Below are 21,733 nucleotides of genomic sequence, written 5' to 3' on the forward strand. Positions count from 1 at the left end.
CCATGACCGCCCATGAACTGATCCGCTCCAGCGCGGCCGAAATGGCCGCCAAGCTGGCCTCCGGGGAGATCACCTCGGTTGAGCTGGTCCAGGCACACCTGGACCGCATTGCCGCCGTGGACGGCGGGGAGCGCGGCGTCAACGCGTTCCTGCACGTCAACACGGAGGAAGCCCTGGCCGTCGCGGCCGACGTCGACGCCCGCCGCGCCGCCGGGGAGCAGCTCCACGAGCTCGCCGGCGTCCCGATCGCCGTCAAGGACCTGATCGTGACGAAGGGCCAGCCCACCACGGCCGGCTCCAAGATCCTCGAGGGCTGGATGAGCCCCTACGACGCCACGGTGGTTAAGAAGCTCCGCGCCGCCCGCATGCCCATCCTCGGCAAGACGAACCTTGACGAGTTCGCCATGGGCTCCTCCACCGAGCACTCCGCCTACGGACCCACCCGCAACCCCTGGGACCTGGACCGGATCCCCGGCGGTTCCGGCGGGGGCTCCGCGGCAGCCGTCGCCGCCTTCGAGGCCCCGCTGGCCCTCGGCACGGACACCGGCGGCTCCATCCGCCAGCCCGGCGCCGTCACCGGCACCGTGGGCGTCAAGCCCACCTACGGCGCCGTGTCCCGCTACGGCGCCATCGCCATGGCGTCCTCGCTGGACCAGATCGGCCCGGTCTCCCGGACCGTGCTCGACTCGGCCCTGCTGCAGGAAGTCATCGGCGGGCACGACCCCTTCGATTCAACGTCGCTGACCGATCCATCCACCGGCCTGGCCGACGCCGCCCGGCTGGGCAACGTTGCCGGCATGAAGATCGGCATCATCAAGGAACTGCACGGCGAGGGCTACCAGGCCGGCGTCGAAAACCGCTTCAACGAATCCCTGGAGCTGCTGCGCGGCGCCGGCGCCGACATTGTGGAGGTTTCCTGCCCCAACTTCGGCTACGCGCTGGGCGCCTACTACCTCATCATGCCGTCCGAGGCCTCCTCCAACCTGGCCAAGTTCGACGGCGTGCGCTTCGGCATGCGCAGGCTGCCCGCCGAAGGCCCGCTCACCATTGAGCGCGTCATGGGCGCCACCCGCGCCGCCGGCTTCGGCGACGAGGTCAAGCGCCGCATCATCCTGGGCACCTACGCCCTGAGCGCCGGCTACTACGACGCCTACTACGGCTCGGCCCAGAAGGTGCGCACCCTGATCCAGCGTGACTTTGCCGCCGCGTTTGAGCAGGTGGACGTGCTGATCTCCCCCACGGCGCCCACCACGGCGTTCAAGCTGGGCGAGAAGCTCAACGACCCCCTGGCCATGTACCTCAACGACGTCGCCACCATCCCGGCCAACATGGCCGGGGTCCCCGGCCTGACCCTGCCCGGCGGCCTGGCGGAGGAGGACGGACTGCCCGTCGGCATCCAGCTGCTGGCCCCGGCCCGCGAGGACGCCCGCCTGTACCGCGTGGGCGCCGTGCTCGAATCCCTGATCGAGGCACAGTGGGGCGGCCCGATCCTGGACCGGGCGCCTTCGCTGGTCGAAACGGTGGTCGAGCCTGTCGAGACCCTTGATTATGTCGAGACCACAGCCAAGGAGGCCAACTAATGAGCACCGACACCATCGTCTCCTTCGAGGAAGCCATGGAAAAGTACGATCCCGTCCTTGGCTTTGAGGTCCACGTGGAGCTGAACACCAAGACCAAGATGTTCTCCTCCGCCCCCAACGTCTTTGGCGACCAGCCCAACAGCAACGTCAACGAGGTATGCCTGGGCCTGCCCGGCGTGCTGCCCGTGGTGAACAGGAAGGCCGTGGAGTCCTCGATCCTGATCGGCCTGGCGCTGAACTGCAAGATCGCCCCGCACTGCACCTTTGCCCGGAAGCAGTACTTCTACCCGGACACCCCCAAGAACTTCCAGACGTCCCAGTACGAGGACCCGATCTGCTACGACGGCTGGATCGACATCGAGCTGGCGGACGGCACGGTGTTCCGCGTGGAGATCGAACGCGCGCACATGGAGGAGGACGCCGGCAAGCTGACGCACATGGGCGGGGCCACCGGCCGCATCCAGGGCGCCGATTTCTCCCTGGTGGACTACAACCGCTCCGGCGTGCCGCTCGTGGAAATTGTCACCAAGCCCATCGAAGGCGCCGGCTCCCGCGCCCCTGAACTGGCCAAGGCCTACGTGGCCGCCATCCGGGAAATCGTGAAGAACCTGGGCGTTTCCGACGCCAGGATGGAACGCGGCAACGTCCGCTGCGACGCCAACGTCTCCCTGCGCCCCTACGGCCGGGAAAAGTTCGGCACCCGCACCGAGACCAAGAACGTGAACTCGCTGCGCGCCGTCGAAAACGCCGTCCGCTTCGAGATCCAGCGCCACGCGGCCGTGCTTGATTCCGGTGTGGCCATCACGCAGGAAACCCGCCACTGGCACGAGGACACCAAGTCCACCACGTCCGGGCGCCCCAAGTCCGACGCCGACGACTACCGCTACTTCCCGGAACCGGACCTGGTGCCCATCGTCACCACGGCCGAGTGGGTCGAGGAGCTGCGCTCCCGCCTGCCCGAGCCGCCGGCCGAGCGCCGCAAGCGCCTCCAGGCCGACTGGGGCTACACGGACCTGGAATTCCGCGACGTGGTCAACGCCGGCCTCATGGACGAGATCGAGGAAACCGTGGCGGCCGGCGCCACGGCCGCGGCCGCCCGCAAGTGGTGGATGGGCGAGATCGCCCGCCGCGCCAAGCTGGCCGACGTCGACCCCGCCGCGCTGGGCGTCACGCCCGCCGTCGTCGTGGAGATCGAGAGGCTCATCGCGTCCGGCGCCATCAACGACAAGCTGGCCCGCAAGGTCCTCGATGGCGTCCTCGACGGCGAAGGCACGCCGGCCGAGGTTGTCGAGAAACGCGGCCTGGCCGTGGTGTCCGACGACGGCGCCCTCCAGGCCGCCATCGACGAGGCCCTCGCCGCCCAGCCCGACGTTGCGGAGAAAATCCGCGGCGGCAAGGTCCAGGCCGTCGGCGCGATCGTCGGCGGCGTCATGAAGGTCACCCGCGGGCAGGCCGACGCCGGCCGCGTCCGCGAGCTGATCCTGGCGACGCTCGGGGTCGAGGGCTAGCTTCCGCGCCCGGTGGTCGAGCAGCGGGCGCTGCGAGCGCGTCGAGACCCCGCGCCCGCCCCCCGAGAATGCGCCCGTTCCACCGGGCGCAAAAACGGGGGGCGGGCGCATATTTTGGATGGGACGGCTCCTGAGGCCTTCGGGGGTGCCGGAGGGATGCGGCGGATGGCGGCTGTGGCAGGATGAAGGCATGAGCTTCGGCTGGGAAATCCGTGCACGGGTGCAGTTTGAGGGCGACGCCCATGTCATGGAGGACGCCTGCGGCTTCAACGGCCCCAACGCCTGGGTGATCGACGGCGCCAGCCAGCTCCTCGAACCGATCGGGATGCCTGCCGCGTCCGACCCCCAGTGGCTCGCGCAGGCGCTGTCCATGTTTCTTGCCGGGCCGTGCCTGGACCCGGCGCGCACCGGCGTCCGTGCACGGCTGGCTTCCGCGCTGGCCTGCGTTGATGCCGCCGCCACGCCACTGGTCGGCGCCGAGCGCGTGCGCTTTCCCTCCGCGGCGATCTCCGTGGCCCAGCTCAACGCCGACGGCGTGGAGGTCGCCAGCCTGGCCGACTGCACGGTACTGGTGCGCACGGACGACGGCGCCACCCACCTGGTGCGCGCCGCCGCCGCCGACGCCGCCGTGGACGCGGCGGCGGACGGGGCGATGGATGGGCCCGTGGATCCCGCGGAACGCCGCCGACTGCTCGTACATGACCGCGAGCAGCGCAACCTGCCCGGAAGGCTTTGGGTGGCGCGGCGCGAACCCGAGGCCGCAGACCATGCCCGCGTGGTCCAGCTGGGCCGGCCGGAGCTGATGGTGATGGCCACGGACGGGGCCTGGCGCGCGGTGGACCTGGGGCTGGTCAGCGGCCCGGAAGAGTTCCTGGCACGCACTGGGACCACGCTGGGCGCCCTCGCGCTGATGCACGAATTGCGCTGCAGGCAGGCCGAAATCGGCGAGGTGTCCGACGACGCCGCGGTCCTGGCGCTGGCCCCGGCACGGACGCCGCGATCGCTGCCGTGACCGCGCGAATTGGCTGGGGCGAACTGCCCGAACCGGTGCGCCATGGCGTGGAGGCGCTGCTTGGCGAACCCGTGGTGGAGGCCCGCTCGCAGTCCGGCGGATTCTCTCCCGGTTCGGCCGACAGGGTGCGCCTCGCGTCCGGGCGCAGGGCCTTCGTGAAGGCCGTCAGCGCCGACGTCAACGCCACGTCCGCCGCCCTGCACCGCCGCGAGGCCGCCATTGCCTCGACGCTCCCGGACGGCCTTCCGGTCCCCGGATTCCTGGGCGCCTACGACGACGGCACCTGGGTGGCGCTGGCCTTCACCGACGTGGACGGCCGGCAGCCGGAGGAGCCGTGGGTGGAGGCCGAGCTGGTGCAGGTCCTGGACACCTTGGACGCGATGCGGCGCATCAGCCTGACCGGATCCGTTGCCTTGCCCGGCTGCGGGGACGCCCTGCGCGGAGCCTTCCTCGGCTGGGAGAAACTGGCCCGGCGGCCCATGGTGGGCCTCGATCCCTGGGCCACGGGAAACCTCGACCGGCTGGCGGGCCTGGCACGGCAGGGAGTTTCCGCCGTCGCGGGCCAATCGCTGGTGCACGGCGACCTGCGCACCGACAACATCCTGCTGACCGGTCCCGACGGCAGGAGCCCGAATGGATCAAGTCCGGGCGCCGGCGGCGCAGTGCTGGTCGACTGGCCGTGGGCCGCCCTTGGTGCGCCGTGGGTGGACGCCCTGTCCGTGCTGATCAACGTCAAGTCCCTCGACCCGGGGAGCGACCCGGAAGTGCAGTTGCGGGAGCACCGCGTGTTTTCAGGTGTGCCCGCGCCGGACGTCGACGGCGTCCTGGCCGGCTTTGCCGGATATTTCCTGGACATGTCCCGCAGGCCGGACTCGCCCGGGATCCCCACGCTGCGCGCCTTCCAGCGGAAGCAGGGCGACGCCCTCATCGGCTGGCTCAAGCTCCGCCTGCCCCCTCGCCGTACGGGATAACCCCCTTCACCTGCCTTGGCGGAGGTGGTGATCTCCAACCTCACCGGATGAATATGAGTGATTCGGATTTGTAATGCCGCTTTGCGATCACCAAATTTCAGGAAAGCATGGAGTGAACGCACCCGACCACCTTGGAGCCGAGCCCATGCCCACCCCTGAAACAGCCGCGCCAGCCATCCGCGCCATCGTCCCGCCCGCACGCCTCCACCCGGAGCTCGACTGCGGCACGGGGGAGTGGGACAAGCTCCTGTACGGCAATCACCGGATTGTGGTGGAGGTCGCCGCGGCGGGCGGCGCGGGCGAAGGCGGTCCGGACCGTTCAGGCGGAAGGTTCATGGCCTGCACCACCACCCTCCCGTGGCGCCGCCAGGACCCCGTCCCCGCCGCCGTGGACGTCATCGTGGTTTCCGCCGCCACGGGTTCGCGCGTCCGGAATGTGGTGGCCGGCGAACACACCCCCGCGGCCGGCACCTTCACCTTTGAGCCCGTGGACGGCGCCGGGCCCTACTACTTTTACTACCTGCCCTACGCCATGGCGGGCCCCGCGCACTACCCGCAGGCCCATTACCTCCCGGCACGTCCGACGGCGGACCCGGCCTGGGTGCGCGACGTCGCCGCGAGCGGGTGGGCGGGCGGGCATGCGCTGCCGGACGGCGGCCACCCGGCAGCGCCCGCCGTGCGGTACGAGGCCGCCAGCGCGTGGGATTCCTTCGCACCGATGAACTTCGCCGCCACGGACCACGAGCTCGCGGACCTGCACGCACGCCATGCCGGCGCCGCGTTCCTGCTGTTCGCTGAGGACCGGCAGCACCCCATCTCGATGCGCACGGCCGTGCCGGCGCACTGGGCCGCCGGCGGTCCCGTGGCGGTTGCGTCGCCGGACGCCGGACCGGCGGGCGGCGGGCAGTCGGGCCGGGGCCCGGCGGCCCGTGCCGGGCAACTTGCGGCGGGGGCGCGGCCCGGCGAGGACTACGTGCTGCAGCTGGGGCTGTACGCGCTGGAGGACCTGGACGGCATCACCGTGTCCGTGGCCCCGTGCGGCACGGAAAACGGCGCCGCCGGCCCGGACGGTGCGGCACGCTGCATCACCACGGCCGGCGTTGACCGGCTGGGCCGGCCGTTCGCCCAAACACTGGACGTGGACAAAGGCTCCGTCCAGGCGCTCTACGTGGTGCTCCCCGTCCCGAAGGATGCCGCCGGAAGCACTGTGCAGGCGCTCGTCACCGTGTCGGGTCCCGCCGGAACCGCCGCCGTGGAACTCCGCCTGGAGGTCGCGCCCGGAGCCGACGCAGCGGGCGGGTCAACGGCTGCCGGCCCGGGCGACCCCCAACTGCTGCACCGCCTCGCCTGGCTGGACTCCACCCTGGGCCAGGACGACGAACTCGTCCGGCCCTTCACGGCGGTCACCCTGGACGAGGCCACGCGGACGCTGGGCATCCTCGGCCGCACCGTGGTGCTGGCTGCCAACGGCCTGCCGGAGCAGCTTTCCTCAACCTTCACGGCGGCGGTCACCGGCACGGACGGGCCCGCGAGGGAGCTGTTGGCCCGGCCGCTCAGCCTGGATCCGCTCCCCACCGCCGGCCCCGTTGCCTGGCACCATTCGCGCTTGAAGTTCACAGCCCACGGGCCGGCCCGGATCGGCTGGAGCTGCACCTGGACCAGTCCCGGCACGCCCCTCACGGTCGCCGTCGAAGGGCAGCTGGAGGCCGACGGCGCGGCGGACTTTGCCGTGCGGCTGCACCTGCCCCGCGCGGCGGGCACCGCGGTGAAACTGGACGATGTGCGCCTTGTCCTGCCCCTCCGCGGGGACGCCGTGCCGTACGCCATGGGCCTGGGCGTGCCCGGCGGGCGGCGCCCCGCGTCGCTCGACTGGACCTGGGACGTGGCCCACCGCAACCAGGACTCGCTCTGGCTCGGCGACGCCGGCATCGGGGTCCAGCTGGCCCTGCGGGACAGCAACTACGAGCGCCCGCTGAACACCAACTTTTACCGCGAGAAGCCGCTGAAGGAGCCCGCCTCGTGGGCCAATCCGGAGAATTCCGGCACCCCGGGCGCGCCGGGAGCCGCGGGAGTCACGCTCCGTGAGGAGCAGGCGGGGGGAGCGGGCGCCGTCGTGCTTGAGGCGTTCAGCGGGGGGCGGACCATGGCGCCGGGGGACCGGCTCAACTACGGCTTCCGGCTGCTGCTGACCCCGTTCAAGCCCATCGAGCCGCGGCGGCAGCTGGCCAACCGCTACTTCCACGGGCAGGGCAGCGTGACGGACGTGGCGGCGGCCGGCGCCACCGTCATCAATGTCCACCACGCCACCGCGCTGGCGCCGTACATCAACGACCCCCTGCTCAGCGCCGGCGGACTGGCGCGGTACACCGCCGAGGCCCATGCCGCGGGGCTGAAGGTCAAGGTCTATGACACAGTGCGGGAACTGACGGCGCACAGCCCGGAGCTGCTGGCGCTGATGTCGCTGGGCGGTGAGATTTTCAGCGCCGGGCCCGGCAGGGGGCACATATGGCTGCAGGAACATGCTGGCGACGACTACGTTTCGGCCTGGTATGCGCCCAATGTTGACGATGTCGCGGTGGTGACGGCGGGGGAGTCGCGCCTGCACAACTGGTACGTCCGAGGGCTGGACGACCTGCTGCGCCAGACCGGGGTGGACGGCATCTACCTGGACGACATCGCCTTCGACCGGCACGCCATGAAGCGCGTCCGCAAGGTGCTCCAGCGGCGCTGCGCAGACCCGGAGGTCGACATCCACTCGGCCAACCAGTTCAACGAAAAGGACGGCTTCGCCTCAAGCGCCAACATGTACTTGGAACAGCTGCCGTACACCGACAGGCTGTGGCTCGGGGAGTACTTTGACTACGAAGCCACCGATCCGGCGTACTGGCTGGTGGAGGTTTCCGGGATCCCGTTCGGGCTGATGGGGGAGATGCTCGAGGGCGGAGGAAACCCGTGGCGGGGCCTCGTTTTCGGCATGACCGGGCGGGCGCCGGGCGTGGACAACCGGCCAATGTGGGAGTTTTGGGCCGCACACGGGCTGGAGGCGGCGGAGATGGTGGGGCACTGGGACCCCGGCGCGCCGGTGCGGACCAGCAACCCGGACGTGCTGGCGACGTCGTGGATCACTCCTGCCGGGCTGGTGACGGCGCTGGCGAGCTGGGCGGACGGGCCCGCCTCCGTGACACTGGAGTTTGGACCGGCGCTTGGGGAGCTTTCCGCCGCGCGGGTGCTCGCCGAGGCGATTCCGGGCTTCCAGGACGCGGCGGACTACCGGCCCGGCGAAGCCATCACGGTGGACCCCGGGCGCGGCATGGTGCTGGTCATCAACCGGCGGTGACGGTACGAAAACCGCAGTTGCCGCTCGCAGACTCGGGAGAGTTCGAGCTCCGGGCGGCAAGCCGGTAGCGGTTGCAGTAGGAGTCGTGGCACAGGTACGAGCCGCCGCGCATGACCCGGCCCCGTCCGATGGTGGGGCCGGGCGGATCCTCCACGGTGCCCCGCGCCAGGCATGACTTGTAGTACTTGGGCAGGAACCAGTCCGCGCACCATTCCCACACGTTGCCGCTTGTCTGGAAAAGCCCGTAGCCGTTCGGTGCGAAGGTGCGAACGGGCGCAGTGGTGAGGTAGCCGTCACCGCAGGTGTTTTTCGTGGGGAAGGTGCCCTGCCAGATGTTGCAGTGGTGGATGGTGGCGCCGTCAGCCGTGGTGCCGTGCAGCTCGGCGCCCCAGGGGTACCGGGCCTGCGCCAGGCCGCCGCGGGCCGCGTATTCCCACTGCGCCTCCGTGGGCAGCGACCGGCCCGCCCAGGCGCAGTACGCCAGGGCGTCCGTGTGCGAAACCTGCACGACGGGATGGTCCGGGACGTCCCGCCAGTCCGACTTGGGGCCCGAGGGATGTGCCCAGTCTGCGCCGCGGACGTTCAGCCACCAGGGCGTGCCTGTGGCCGTTCCCAGGATGTCCCGTTTGTCCGCCTGGACGGCGAGGTGAAAGACGGCCGAGGTCCCGTAAATCTCCGATTCGGTGCGGTGGCCCGTGGCGTCGACGAAGGCCGCGAACGCGGCGTTGCTCACGGCGGTGGCATCAATCCGGAAGGCGGAAACCCTGACCTGGTGGACGGGCGTCTCGCCGTCGTCCGGGTAGCCCTCGCCGAAGGGGTCGCCCATGGCAAAGGTGCCGGCGGGAATGGGGACGTCGTCATGCGCCACCGCAGGGACGGGACCGCCAGCCCCGGTGCCGTCACTGCGGGGGTGGACGGACAGGCCCGCGTGGCCCGCGGCGTTGCCCGCGCCCGCGTTGCCCGCGTGGACCTGCTGGTCTGTTGCCGGGCGGCCTTCCGGGGTGCAGCAGCTGGACACTTGTTCTCCTTCACAGATGGCGGCGGGCGGCTGTCCGCCGGCAGGGCGGCTTCCCTTAAGTGTGCCGCAACAGGAGTGGGTCATGGCACGCCGGCCCGGCGCCAAGGGTCATGACCATGCGTAATTGTGACTTATTTCGAGAACTTGAATCAAGTTCTTGCACAAGTCCGCTTCATGGTTTATCTTTGTTAAACGATTAACAAGTGTGGCGGGCATCACATTCAGCAGCCCCGCCACCACTGCCCGCCACCCACCCAAACCCATACCAGGAGCACGAATGAGCCCGACGACACGTCAGGAAACCCTGGAGACTGCGGCTCCCGCAGGAGTGTCCGGCGCACCCTCCCCTGGCACGGGCACCAGCCGGCGCCACGGCTGGCGCGCACGGCCAGCCGGACGCTCCGCGGGCAGGAAGGCCCCTGTCCATGCCGTCCCGTTCAAGGTCCGCTGGCGGCGCGACTGGCAGATGGTGCTCATGATGGTGCCCGGCGTGCTGGTCATGCTCCTGTTCGCCTACATTCCCATCCTCGGAAACGTGATCGCGTTCCAGGACTACCAGCCGTACCTGAGCATCTTTGAGGCACCGTTTGTTGGGCTGGAGAAGTTTGTGGGGCTCTTTGACGATCCCGACTTCCTGGACGCCTTCAGGAACACGATGGTGCTCGCGGTCACACAGCTCGTATTGTTCTTCCCGGTGCCGATCATTCTGGCCTTGGTGGTCGACTCGCTCTCGCCGAGGCGCATCCGCAACGTGTTCCAGTCAATCGTGTACCTGCCGCACTTCCTGTCCTGGGTCCTGGTCATCACCTTCTTCCAGGAGTTCCTCGGCGGAGCCGGATTCATCAACAACACGCTCAAGCTCCTGGGCATGGGCTCCATCCCGTTCATGACGGACCCGTCCACGTTCCCGCTCATGGCCACCATCCAGCTCGTCTGGAAGGATGCCGGGTGGGCCATGATCATCTTCCTCGCGGCCCTGTCCACGGTTGACGTCTCCCTCTACGAAGCTGCGGCGGCCGACGGCGCAGGACGGTGGCGCCGGCTGTGGCATGTCACCCTCCCGGCGCTGCGCCCCATCATCATCCTGCTGCTTATCCTGCGCATCGGCGACATCCTCAGTGTCGGATTCGAACAATTCATCCTGCAACGGGACAACGTCGGCCCGGGCGCGGCGGAAGTGCTGGACACCTACGTCTATTACTCGGGGGTGATTGGCGGCGACTGGAGTGCCGGCGCCGCGGCCGGCCTCGCGAAAGGCATCATCAGTGCACTGCTCATCTGGGGCGCCAACTCGCTGGCCCACAAGTTCGGCGAAGCCGGACTCTTTCAGAAGAAGGTCGGCTAGGCTCCGCCTGCCACAAGGAGAACTGACATGACTTCCCTGTTGAACCGTAAAGCCCCCGGGCTCAGCTACTCTCCGACCAGGCCCGCCTGGAAGGAAAAGCCCTCGCTGTTGTATTCCAGCCTCAAGGCACTGATCGTGGTGGGCGTCACCGCATGCATCGGGCTGCCGGTCCTGGTGGTCTTCGCGACGTCGTTCGCGGACAACCAGCAGATCATCCATGCCGGCGGCTACGTCCTGTGGCCCACGCACCCGAACCTGGACGCCTACCGCACCTTGTTCTCCGGAAACCTCATGATCCGGGCCCTGGGGGTCAGCGCGTTCATCACCGTGATCGGCACGGCAATCGCCCTGTTCGTCACGATCCTGCTCGCCTATGCCACCAGCCGCCCGGTGCTCTTCGGCCGACCCGTGGTGCTCGCCGTGCTGTTCACCATGCTCTTCAGCGCCGGCATCATCCCCATGTACCTCATGATCAAGCAGCTGGGCCTCATTGACAGCCTGTGGTCGCTGATCCTTCCCGGTGCGCTGGGAGGCTTCAACTTCGTGGTCATGCGCTCCTTCTTCATGGGCATCCCCGGGGAGCTGATCGAAAGTGCCCGCATCGACGGGGCCAGCGACTGGAAGATCCTGTGGACCATGGTGCTGCCCCTGTCCAAGGCCGTGACGGCCGTCGTCGGACTCTTTTATGCGGTGGGCATCTGGAACGCGTTCTTCAACGCCCTCCTGTACCTCAACGACACGGCGAAGTGGCCCGTCCAGGTGGTGCTTCGCTCCTACGTCCTGCAGGGGAAGTCCATGGCGGCGGACCAGCTCGGCGTGGCCGTCCAGGCCCAACCCCAGTCGCTGCAAATGGCTGTCGTGGTCGTGGCCCTGCTCCCGATCCTGCTCGTCTACCCGTTCCTGCAGCGCCACTTCACCAAGGGCGTCATCACCGGCGCCGTCAAGGGCTAGCCCCTCCCGAACCAACCAGCTTCATCCACCGGAATCACCAACGAAAGGCAAGCACGATGTCAACAGCCACCACCGCCGGCTACAGCCGGCGCGGATTCCTGGGCATGCTCGGCGTGAGCGCCGCGACCATCGCCATCGGCACCTCGCTGACGGGTTGTGGACCGTCCGCCCAAGGCGGCAACGCAGCCGCTTCGGCTTCGGTCAAGTTGCCCACCTACAAGGAGTTCACCGGCATCAAGCCGGACCTGCCCGGCAACGCCGAGGGCCTGCAGCCGGCGTTCCTGTCGATGCCGAAGAACTTCATCAAGACGACCTCCAAGGCGCCGCTGATACAGGAACTGACCGCCTACACGGAAACATTCGCCACGCCGCCTCCGGGCATGGACTCGAACGCGTTTTGGAAGCGGCTGAACACGGCCCTGGGCGCCAACCTGAACCTGACCATCGGCACCGACCCGGGCTACCCGGACAAGTTCGCGACGATCCTGGCCAGCGGGGACCTGCCGGACCTGATGTGGCTGCCGCCGAACCAGGGCATCCCCAACATCGGCCCCATGCTCGAGGCCAAGTTCACCGACATGACCACGTACCTCTCCGGCGATGCGGTGCTGCAGTACCCCAACCTTGCAGCGCTCAAGCCGGCCTCCTGGAAGACGGCCGTGGTCAACGGCAAGATCTGGGGCGCGCCGATTCCGTCAACCCCCATGGGACAGGTCATGATCGGCAACCCGGAGATGTGGAGCAAGGTGGGCGGCTTCAAGTTCACCTCCGTCGACGACTTCATGGCCAAGGGCGCCGAAGTGGTCAAGGCCTTTCCCGGAAGCTTTGTCCTGGGCAGCGACTACATCAATGAGCTCCACATGTTCGGCGAATGGTTCGGCGTGCCCACCACGTGGCGGCTGAACAAGGACCGCACCCTGACGCACATGTACGAGACCCCCGAGTACAAGGCCATGCTCGAATTCGCCGCCAAGGTGTTCAAGGCCGGCTTCTTCAACCCGGACACCACGCTGTCCAGCTTCAGCGCACCGTTTGTGGCCAACAAGCTGGCCGCGTACGTATCCGTGGGACCCAAGGGCATCAGCGAGCCCCGAGAAGCCGACCCCACCCGCCACGGCGAGGTGCTCATCCCCTTCGGCCACGACGGCAGGGCCACGCCGGTTTATGACATGGGCTACGGCACAGTCGGCTTCACCCCGCTGAAAAAGACCACGGATGAAAAGCGGATCCGCGAGGTCCTGGACTTCTACAACTGGATGGCCGCCCCCTTTGGCAGCGCCGAATACCTGCAAAAGAACTACGGCACGGAAGGCGCCGACTTCACCTTCGACCAGGGCGGCAATCCCGTCTTCACCAAGGACGGCAACACCAACGCCCCCGGCCTGGTGAGCGCGCTGAACATCATGTCCAGCCCGGAGAACCCCATCTACAGCGCGTCCTTCACCAAGGACACGCAGGCCATCTACGACGCCTCCAAGGAACTGCTGAAGTACGCCAGCAGGAACCCCACCGCCGGGACGTATTCGGACACCAACTCCAAGCTCGGCGGCAAGCTCACCACTGCCGCCCGCGACACGGCCACCGACATCCTCACGGGCCGGGCGGGCGTGGACACGTGGGACGCTGCGGTCACCAAGTGGAAGAACGGCGGCGGGGACAAGATCCGCGAGGAATACCAGAAGGCGCTCGCCTAGCCAAGCCCGGATGGCGCCGTGGCGGCGCCACGTTGCCGCCGCCACGGCCACTGTAGGCTCATGAAACACGCCATTAAGCGGCCTACGGGACAGCGCCGCACGGACCGAATGTCAAGGAACGTCCAAGGGAAGAGGGTAGCTTCGTGAACACGGCAGGCACGGCGCCGCGGCGCGCCACCATCCGCACCGTGGCGCAGGCGGCAGGGGTTTCCACGGCCACGGTTTCCTACGTCTTGTCCGGCAGGTCCGGGAACACGGAGTCCTCCGGTGTTTCTTCCGAGACGGAACTGCGCGTCCGGGAGGCCGCCCTGGGGCTGGGCTACCGTCCCAACCAGGCGGCCCGTGCCATCAGGACAGGCAAGTCGAACCTGATGATGCTGTCCCTGACCATGCTCTCGGACCCCTGGTCCCTTTCCGTCAGCAAGGCGGTGGGCTCGGCAGTTGCGGATGCGGGGATCACGCCCATGATCCTCGCGGACACGGATTGGCGCACGGCCATCAGGCGGCAGGGAGCGGACGTGGTCTTCATTGACGCCGCGGATGGCGAAGGGGACGCCGAACTTTTGGCCGAGCTGGCCCTCAGCAACCGCTTGGTGGTCTTCAGCGAAACCCTGGAACCCAACGGCTTCGACGTGGTCCGCTCCATGGCCGGAAAGTCCATGGAGCAGGCCATGGACCACCTGACGGCATCCCATTCGACCGTCGGGTGCCTCACGTCCGCCCCCAGCCGCAAGGCGCCACGCCAGGGCAGGTACGGCGCCTATGTGCGGGGCCTTGAACGGGCGGGGCTTGAGCTTCGTGAGGACCATGTGGCGACGTTCGACGGCGACGAATTCAGTGCCTATGAGGCTGCCGTGACGCTGCTGGATCAGCCTGACCCGCCTACGGCCATCTTCGCCACGTCCGACTTCGTGGCGATTGCCGCCATCCATGCCGCCCAGCGGCTGCGGCTGGACGTCCCCGGCGACGTGGCCGTCGTCGGCGTCGGCAACACCCTGCAGGGCGAGGCCATGGCGCCGTCGCTGACCAGTGTGGGGCCGGCCGGATTCTTTGACGGCCTGGCCCGGTTCCTGGTTGACAGGGCCCATGACCCTGCCGCGGCGGTGCAGGTCCTGGAGTTCCCTTGGCAGCTGTTCGTGCGCGATTCCGCACCTGCCGTGTCCTGACTTTTTTTGATTCAAGAACTAGAGAGAAGAAGCGTTGTGACAGATTTGGTTGAAGCCGTGCCCGGGCCTGCCCGGAATGCCCGTGACATGCGGGTGGGGATTGTGGGCTTCGGCCTGAGGTCCTCCCTGTGGCGCCAGGTGCATCGGCCCGGGGAGGGCTCGGAAGTGGCCATGGTGTGCGACCTTTCCGAGCGTGGGCGCGCTGATGCCGCCGAACGAATTCCGACGGCGGAGGTCACCGGGGACCTGGACATGCTGTTGGGTGCGGGGCTGGACGCCGTGTTGGTCCTGACCCCGGACAACCGGCATGCCGAGGTGGCGGTTCGGACGCTGAAGGCCGGCCTTCCCACGTTTTGCGAAAAGCCCCTGGACGTGACCCTGGAAGCGGCCGACGCCGTCCTGGCTGCCGCCTACGAGTCCGGAACCCCGCTGTACGTGGGGCACAACATGCGCCACATGCCTGTGGTGGTGCAGATGCGCGATATCATCCAGGCCGGGACCATCGGGGAGGTCAAGGCCGTCTGGTGCCGCCACTTCGTGGGCAACGGCGGCGACTACTACTTCAAGGACTGGCACGCGGAGCGGGCCAACACCACCTCGCTGCTGCTGCAGAAGGGCGCCCATGACATTGACGTGATCCACTGGCTCGCAGGCGGCTACTCGCGGAGGGTCTCCGCCATTGGCGACCTGGCCGTGTACGGCGGCGTGACCAGCCGGCGGGACAACTCGGACCGGAGGATGGGCGACTGGTTCTCGCTGGACAACTGGCCGCCGGAGGAGCAGACGGACCTCAACCCGGTGATCGACGTCGAGGACATCTCCATGATGCAGATGGTGCTGGACAACGGGGCCCTGGCCTCCTACCAGCAATGCCACTTCACGCCGGACTACTGGCGCAACTACACGGTCATTGGCACGAAGGGCCGGATCGAGAACTTTGGCGACGGCCCCGGCGATTTCATCCACGTCTGGACCACGCGCACACAGGACGGCTTCGTGGCGCCGGATGTGAAAGTGGAGATCCGGGACGGGGAGGGGGGGCACGGCGGTGCCGATCCGTTGCTGATTGCCGAGTTCCTGCGCTTCGCCCGGGTGGGCGGCACCACGCAGACGTCCCCGGTCGCGGCCCGTGAAGCGGTGGCCGCCGGGGTGCTCGCCGCCCAGTCGCTGCGCTCGGGCGGCGGGGCACTGGAGGTTCCGGCGCTGCCCGCGGGGATGGTGGAGTACTTCAACGCCGGCCAACAACGCTAGCGGCCGGGCCCGGTGGTTGGGCCCGCCGGAATCCGGTGCGGACCCTATCGCCCTGTCCGTCACCGGGCCGGGCGGCATGGTTCTGAGCGTCCGGCCCAACGCCCCGGGCAACGGGGCCGGGTGCCGATCCATGCGCCACAGGCACTGCACCTGCCAGCCCTGCGAACCCTATGAAGGAGATGGTGTCCAGCGATGGGCAAGCCAAATGTAATCTTGATCTGCGTGGATGAATGGCGGGGGGACTGCCTGTCGGCGGACGGCCACCCTTTCGTGGAAACGCCCCATCTCGACGAGCTCGCGCGCAGCGGCGTCCGGTTTTCCAAGGGATACTCCGCAACGCCCACCTGCGTTCCGGCCCGTGTCGCCCTGTTCACCGGCCAGTCGCAGGAAAAACACGGCCGGGTGGGCTACAACGACGGCGTCCCCTTTGACGCGGCCCATCCGGTAACCATCCAGGGCGAATTCAGGAAGGCCGGGTACCACACCCAGGCCATCGGGAAGATGCATGTTTACCCGGAACGGGGGCGCATTGGTTTTGACGACGTCATCCTGCATGACGGCTTCCTGCACCACTCCCGCAGGCACTTCAAGCAGAACTTCGCCTTTTTCGACGACTATGTGCCGTGGTTGCGCCGCCAGCCCGGCAGCACGCCCGAGGCGGAGTACTTCGACCACGGGGTGAACTGCAACTCCGTGGTGGCCCGGCCCTGGGACAAGGCCGAGCACCTGCACCCAAGCCACTGGATCGGCACCCAGGCCATCGACTGGATGTACCGGCGCGACCCCTCCAAGCCGTTCTTCCTGTACCTGTCGTGGCACCGGCCGCACCCGCCCTACGACCCGCCGCAGTGGGCCATTGACCAGTACCTGGACATTGACCCCTACAAGCCGGTGGCAGGGAACTGGGAGCAGGACTGGGACGAGTTCCGCAACGACGGCGACTACCAGGCGGCCTTCGGAGATCTGCCTGACCGCACCGTGCACCGCGCCCGCGCCGGCTACTACGGGCTGATGGCCCAGATCGATTTGCAGATCAACCGCATCAAGGAATCCCTGGCCGACTTTGGCCTGGCCGAGGACACCATCATTGCCTTCACCTCGGACCACGGGGAAATGATGGGCGACCACCACATGTTCCGCAAGGGGCTGCCCTATGAAGGCTCGGCGCGCGTTCCCTTCATCGTTGCTGACGCGCCGTCCGCCAAGGGATCCGCGCGCGGCGCCGTCATGGACCATGTTGTCGAGCTGCGGGACCTCATGCCCACCCTGCTGGACCTGGCCGGCGTGGACATCCCGGATTCGGTGGACGGCAGGTCCCTGGCGCCGCACGTCAGGGGCGAGCCGGGGGCAGGGCCGGTCCGGGACCACCTGCACGGCGAACACGTGTATTTTGGCCAGAACATCCACTGGCTGACAGATGGCAGGATCAAGTATGTGTGGGGCTCGGCCAAGGGCGTGGAGCAGCTCTTTGACCTGGAAGCTGACCCGGATGAATGCCGCAACCTGTCCCGCGAGGACGCATCCGCGGAACTGCTGCAGCTCTGGCGGTCCAGAATGGTGGATGCCCTGGACGGCCGCGAAGAGGGATTTGTGCAGGACGGGGCCCTGGTGCCGGGCCGGCCCGTGGTGCCCATCCTGGCGCACACCCGGGAGTTGATAGCGGCCGCTGCCGGGCGGTAAGGGAACAGACTTCGACGGGATGGGCGCTCCTCCCGGCGACGACCGTGCGCGCCTGGAGCTACAGCTTTGACGCCGTCAGCCGGGTAGGGCATGGGCGGGTTCCGCTGGGGACGGGCGTGCCCCGGTCCGGGTCCTGCAGCTCCAAGGCCACGCGGTGGAAGTTCCGTGCGGAGCGGACTTCCCAGCTGCTCCATCCTGCCACCGCTCAGATCGATGATGAAGTCCAGGGCCTCAAACAGGGTCAGGGCGGCAACCCGCCACCAGGAGGCAGGCCAGGGCGTTGGCCGTAATCCGGGGAGCCCAGTTGTTCCGCGGATCTTCCGGGGGCCCGAACCAGTAGCGGGTCCTGCCGATGAACGGCGTCAGGACGCGGCAGCTCCCGGCCCCGGGAAGCTCTTTTTGGGCGGTCAAGGCCGCCCCTGCGCCAAGGCGCCCATGGGGTCCCAGGCGGGCAGGACCGTTGGCTCGGCAGCCAGTGCGGAGCGCAGCCCGGAGGGAAGGCGCTTCTTGTCCACCACCACCTCGAAGACGTACTCGTCGAACCAGTTGTCGGCCATGGTGAAGAAGCCCTGGTCGCCGTTCTCGTCGCCCCAGCTGTTCTCCACCCGCCAGCGGCGCGGGACGCCGTCGAGCACGTCGACGCCGGTCAGCAGCATGGCGTGCGTCATGGCGGACTCGCCAAAGCGCACCCGGGTTTCCTTGTCCATGGCCAGCTCGGCGCCATACAGGCCCGCATAGTCGTAGAGGCGGGCGTCCCAGATGCCGTCCTTGCGGACCATCTGCGGGCCCACGTCGCAGCCGAACCAGACTGGCTCACCGTTGACGATGGCCTCCTTGGCCATGCGCTTGGCCAGTGAGATGTCCACGTTGAGGTAGAGGACGGGCGGGGCGCCGACCACGTTGCCCAGGTGCGCCACCGTCAGGGTGGTTCCCTTCGGGTGCTCGGCCCTGGGGTCATCGACCAGGCACACGTAGTCCTGGAGTCTGAGGGTGGTGTACTTGGCGAGGAACTCCAGCGGAGTCAGGACGCCTTCGCGGTGGAAGTCCTTTTTGTCGTCGGTGTACTCCCACTCGAAGGATTCCGGCGGCGTGCCCAGGTGCAGGGTGAGGATCCGGTGGACCTCCGTGATGATCCGTTCCCTGGTCTGCTCCTGCCCTTCCGTGTCGGCGTTGCGGTGCAGCTGGCGCAGTTCCTGCGCACCCCGGCGCAACAGGGAGCACAGGACGGCGTTCATGCGGCCGGTGTTGGAGGAAGACTCCGTCTCGGGCATGGCTGCCTTGGGCACCGCCCCGTACTTGGTGAAGATGTTCACGGCCATGTCCCATTGCCCGCCGTCGCCCATGAGGGTCTGCAGAAGGTGGGCCACCAGCCGGTCGTCTTCGGGGAGTTCGGCCGTTTCCAGGATGGACTGGAGGAAATAGTTGGCCCGCTCCAGCTTGTCGAAGTACATGGCGTAGTTCTGGGAAAACTCGAACTCCTTGACATCCAACTTTTCCTTGACACCGGCACGCAGCAGGTTCAGCGCGGCGAAGAGCCAGCACCGCCCGGACTTCTTCTGGTTCGTCACTTTCCAGTCGTCGATGCGGTTTGAGACGGTGGTTGTCAGCGAAGTGGCGAGCTGGTGGTCAATGGCAAGGTCGTCAACGCTGACGCGGGCGATCGCGTTTTGCGTGCGCCTAAGGACCGGATCTGCGCCAAAGGCCTGGTGGAGGTCCGATACCTGCGAGGTGGTCAGTGGGAAAGCGGTCACGTCCGTGACGGTGCTCATGGAAAGGACTCCTTTGTGACGTACATGGTGTTGGGGGGGCATCCAACCGCTCCGGCAGCGCGGGCATGCAGTCCCCGAACCACGCAACGGCCATGACCCAACGCTCATTTTGACCCTAGCGCAGATCTTTCGTCGCTGCGAGAGCATGATTGTTGTTCGTCGGAAAATATCAGAAAAGGCTGGTTGGTCCCGGGCGGGGCGGCCACAAGTGTCCGGTGAGGGACGTCCGGGCCGTTATTCGCCCACCAGCTCCGCCATGACATGCTGCAGCGCCTCGGCCACGACCACGACCGAGGCGCGCTTCAGGTTTTCCGGGCGGACCAGCAGGTCGATCCGGCGCCGGGTGCTGATCCCGTTCAGCGGGCGCAGCGTCACGCCGGGGTTCAACGCCGGGCTGGCGGTATAGCGGGGGAGCAGGCCTATCACCTCGCCCGTGGAGACCAGTGCGGCGGCGGTCGAGTAGTCGTTGATCCGGTGCACCACGTTCACGGGCCGGCTGGCCACCGCGCCGATGGCTGTCAGCACGTCGGCGGGGGAATATCCGCTGCGGCTGGCCACCCAGGGGTAGTCCACCACGTCGTCCGGCGACAGCTCCGCCTTGGCCGCCAGCGGATGGTCCACGGACAGCGCGATGTCCAGCGGTTCGTGGGCCAGCGGGATGACCCGCACCCGGGACTCCGGCCAGGCCGGGCTGTGGTCCATCCGGTGGGCCAGCACCAGGTCGTACCGGGCGGTGAGCGCGGGGAAGTCGTGCTGCGCCACGTCCTCGTCGCTCAACCTGACCCGCGGCATACCCGCCGGGACGGCGGAAACCATCCCGCCGGCGTCGCCCATCACCCCGGAACCCATCCCCACGGAAGCCGTGCCGGCCCGCAGCTCCGCCAGCCTGCGCACCAGCGGCGCAAAGAGTGCCTGGCCGGCGCTGTGGAAGCCGCTGATGGAGACGGTGCCGCGGCTCTCGTGCTGGTACGCGCCGATGGCCGCCTTCGCCGTGGCCATGGCGTTGATGACCTCGGCTCCGGCGTCGGCCAGGACCTGGCCGGCCTCGGTGAGCACCAGGTTCCGGCCGTCCTTGCGTGTGAGCGGCGTGTCCACCTGGCGCTGGAGCAGGGAGATTTGCTGGCTGACGGCCGACGGCGTGACGGACATGGTTTCCGCGACCGCCTTGACGCTGCCCAGCTCGCCGAGTTCGCGCAGCATCTGGAGTTGGTGTAGTTCCACGCCGCCAGACTACCATTTAGCAAATGCTAAATCGATGATGGAGCAAAATTCGATTGTGCTAAATGGTATGGCGGGTTGTAATGGAGCCGGGGGAACCCACCGACATGCCAGCAGAAAGCCGCCCATGAAAGCACTGTACAAGTCCGGCGCGCACCCGGGATTCGAACTCGTCGACCGCCCCGAGCCGGAAACCGGCACCCGGGACGTAAAGATCAAGGTCGCCGCCACCGGCCTGTGCGGCACCGACCTGCACATCCAGGCCTGGGACGCCTGGGCCGCGGAAACCATCGCCGCCCCGCTCATTGCCGGGCACGAATTCTATGGCGAAGTCGTGGAAACCGGCGCCGACGTCCACGACGTGAAAATCGGCGACAAGGTCTCCGGCGAGGGCCACGTGGTGTGTGGGATGTGCCGCAACTGCCGCGCCGGCCGCCGCCACATGTGCATCAACACGGTGTCCGTGGGCGTGCAGCGCGACGGCGCGTTTGCCGAGTTTGTGGCGATCCCCGAATCCAACGTCTGGGTGCACCACGACCCCTCCATCACCCCGGAACTCGGCGCCATCTTCGACCCCCTCGGCAACGCCGTCCACACCGCGCTCAGCTACGGGCTGGTCGGCGAGGACGTGCTCATCACCGGTGCCGGGCCCATCGGCCTGATGGCCGTCGCCGTGGCCCGCCACGCCGGCGCCCGCAAGATCGCCATTACCGACATCTCCGAACCGCGCCTGGCCATGGCCGCCTCCATGGGCGCCGACCTCGCCGTCAACGTCGCCACCACCCGCCTCCGTGACGCGCAGCGCGAGCTGGGCCTGCGCGAGGGCTTCGACGTCGGCCTGGAAATGTCAGGCCACCGCACCGCCCTGCCGGAAATGATCGACAACATGAACCACGGCGGCCGCATCGCCATGCTCGGTCTGCCCAGCGAGTCCATCGACATCAACTGGGGCAAGGTGGTCACGCACATGCTCACGCTCAAGGGCATCTACGGCCGGGAAATGTTTGAGACCTGGTACGCCATGAGCGCCATGCTCTCCTCCAACCCCGTGCTGCGCGCCGCCGTCGCCTCCGTGGTCACCGACCGCCTGCCCGCCACCGAATGGGAACAGGCGTTTGAGATCGCCAAGTCCGGCCGGGGTGGCAAAGTGGTCCTTGACTGGTCCGTCTTTTCCTAACCACCCGCCCGGGCGCGCACGACGGCGGAACGCCCGTTCCGCCGTCGTCCACCGTC

General features: G+C 68.1%; 15 protein-coding genes. 12 read left to right on the top strand and 3 right to left on the bottom strand.

The window, feature by feature from the left end; all coding sequences use genetic code 11:
- The first annotated feature begins 2 nt into the window (after nucleotides 1–2).
- From gatA to G6034_RS06925, 5 genes are all read left to right on the top strand, one after another.
- Entirely contained in the window at nucleotides 3–1,580 is a 1,578-nt protein-coding gene (gene gatA / locus G6034_RS06905; protein ID WP_176634377.1) for an Asp-tRNA(Asn)/Glu-tRNA(Gln) amidotransferase subunit GatA, read from the top strand.
- A complete protein-coding gene (gatB, locus tag G6034_RS06910) occupies nucleotides 1,580–3,088 on the top strand; it encodes an Asp-tRNA(Asn)/Glu-tRNA(Gln) amidotransferase subunit GatB (RefSeq protein ID WP_176634378.1) in 1,509 nt (502 codons plus the stop codon). Before gatA ends, gatB begins: the two co-directional genes overlap by 1 nt.
- A gap of 190 nt (nucleotides 3,089–3,278) precedes the next feature.
- Nucleotides 3,279–4,100 (top strand): hypothetical protein, encoded by an 822-nt coding sequence (locus tag G6034_RS06915; RefSeq protein ID WP_176634379.1) that lies wholly within the window; start codon nucleotides 3,279–3,281, stop codon nucleotides 4,098–4,100.
- Nucleotides 4,097–5,071 carry a phosphotransferase gene (locus tag G6034_RS06920; protein ID WP_176634380.1) on the top strand — a complete coding sequence of 325 codons (975 nt, stop codon included), beginning with the start codon at nucleotides 4,097–4,099 and terminating at the stop codon, nucleotides 5,069–5,071. Before G6034_RS06915 ends, G6034_RS06920 begins: the two co-directional genes overlap by 4 nt.
- A 145-nt stretch (nucleotides 5,072–5,216) precedes the next feature.
- Complete coding sequence (locus G6034_RS06925) at nucleotides 5,217–8,408, top strand: glycoside hydrolase domain-containing protein (protein ID WP_176634381.1); 3,192 nt, start codon at nucleotides 5,217–5,219, stop codon at nucleotides 8,406–8,408.
- On the opposite strand, the gene G6034_RS06930 is transcribed toward G6034_RS06925, so the two are convergent.
- Nucleotides 8,395–9,510: a formylglycine-generating enzyme family protein gene (locus G6034_RS06930; protein WP_176634382.1), complete on the bottom strand. Its 1,116-nt coding sequence runs from the start codon at nucleotides 9,508–9,510 to the stop codon at nucleotides 8,395–8,397. The two genes, G6034_RS06925 and G6034_RS06930, sit on opposite strands and share 14 nt — an antisense overlap.
- Nucleotides 9,511–9,892: 382 nt before the next feature.
- Between G6034_RS06930 and G6034_RS06935 the strand changes: the two genes are divergently transcribed.
- The 6 genes from G6034_RS06935 (at nucleotide 9,893) to G6034_RS06960 (ending at nucleotide 17,513) form a co-directional block, all read left to right on the top strand.
- The gene (locus G6034_RS06935; RefSeq protein WP_246295407.1) at nucleotides 9,893–10,771 is read left to right on the top strand and encodes an ABC transporter permease; all 879 of its coding nucleotides are present in this window, start codon (nucleotides 9,893–9,895) and stop codon (nucleotides 10,769–10,771) included.
- A 27-nt stretch (nucleotides 10,772–10,798) separates the two neighbouring features.
- Nucleotides 10,799–11,722: a carbohydrate ABC transporter permease gene (locus tag G6034_RS06940; RefSeq protein ID WP_176634384.1), complete on the top strand. Its 924-nt coding sequence runs from the start codon at nucleotides 10,799–10,801 to the stop codon at nucleotides 11,720–11,722.
- A gap of 56 nt (nucleotides 11,723–11,778) precedes the next feature.
- The gene (locus G6034_RS06945) at nucleotides 11,779–13,416 is read left to right on the top strand and encodes a type 2 periplasmic-binding domain-containing protein (protein WP_176634385.1); all 1,638 of its coding nucleotides are present in this window, start codon (nucleotides 11,779–11,781) and stop codon (nucleotides 13,414–13,416) included.
- Between the two features lie 143 nt (nucleotides 13,417–13,559).
- A complete protein-coding gene (locus G6034_RS06950) occupies nucleotides 13,560–14,582 on the top strand; it encodes a substrate-binding domain-containing protein (protein WP_176634386.1) in 1,023 nt (340 codons plus the stop codon).
- Nucleotides 14,583–14,669: 87 nt separating this feature from the next.
- Nucleotides 14,670–15,833: a Gfo/Idh/MocA family protein gene (locus tag G6034_RS06955; protein WP_176634464.1), complete on the top strand. Its 1,164-nt coding sequence runs from the start codon at nucleotides 14,670–14,672 to the stop codon at nucleotides 15,831–15,833.
- 192 nt (nucleotides 15,834–16,025) lie between these two features.
- Nucleotides 16,026–17,513 carry an arylsulfatase gene (locus G6034_RS06960; RefSeq protein WP_176634387.1) on the top strand — a complete coding sequence of 496 codons (1,488 nt, stop codon included), beginning with the start codon at nucleotides 16,026–16,028 and terminating at the stop codon, nucleotides 17,511–17,513.
- Between the two features lie 407 nt (nucleotides 17,514–17,920).
- Here G6034_RS06960 and G6034_RS06965 read toward each other — a convergent pair whose 3' ends face one another.
- Complete coding sequence (locus G6034_RS06965; protein WP_176634388.1) at nucleotides 17,921–19,282, bottom strand: C1 family peptidase; 1,362 nt, start codon at nucleotides 19,280–19,282, stop codon at nucleotides 17,921–17,923.
- Nucleotides 19,283–19,516: 234 nt separating this feature from the next.
- A complete protein-coding gene (locus G6034_RS06970) occupies nucleotides 19,517–20,503 on the bottom strand; it encodes a LysR substrate-binding domain-containing protein (RefSeq protein WP_176634389.1) in 987 nt (328 codons plus the stop codon).
- Nucleotides 20,504–20,627: 124 nt separating this feature from the next.
- On the opposite strand from G6034_RS06970, the gene tdh reads away from it, so the two are divergent.
- Nucleotides 20,628–21,677 carry an L-threonine 3-dehydrogenase gene (tdh, locus tag G6034_RS06975; protein ID WP_176634390.1) on the top strand — a complete coding sequence of 350 codons (1,050 nt, stop codon included), beginning with the start codon at nucleotides 20,628–20,630 and terminating at the stop codon, nucleotides 21,675–21,677.
- Nucleotides 21,678–21,733 lie beyond the last annotated feature (56 nt).

It is taken from the genome of Arthrobacter wenxiniae (genome assembly GCF_013376105.1).
Taxonomy (GTDB): Bacteria; Actinomycetota; Actinomycetes; order Actinomycetales; family Micrococcaceae; genus Specibacter; species Specibacter wenxiniae.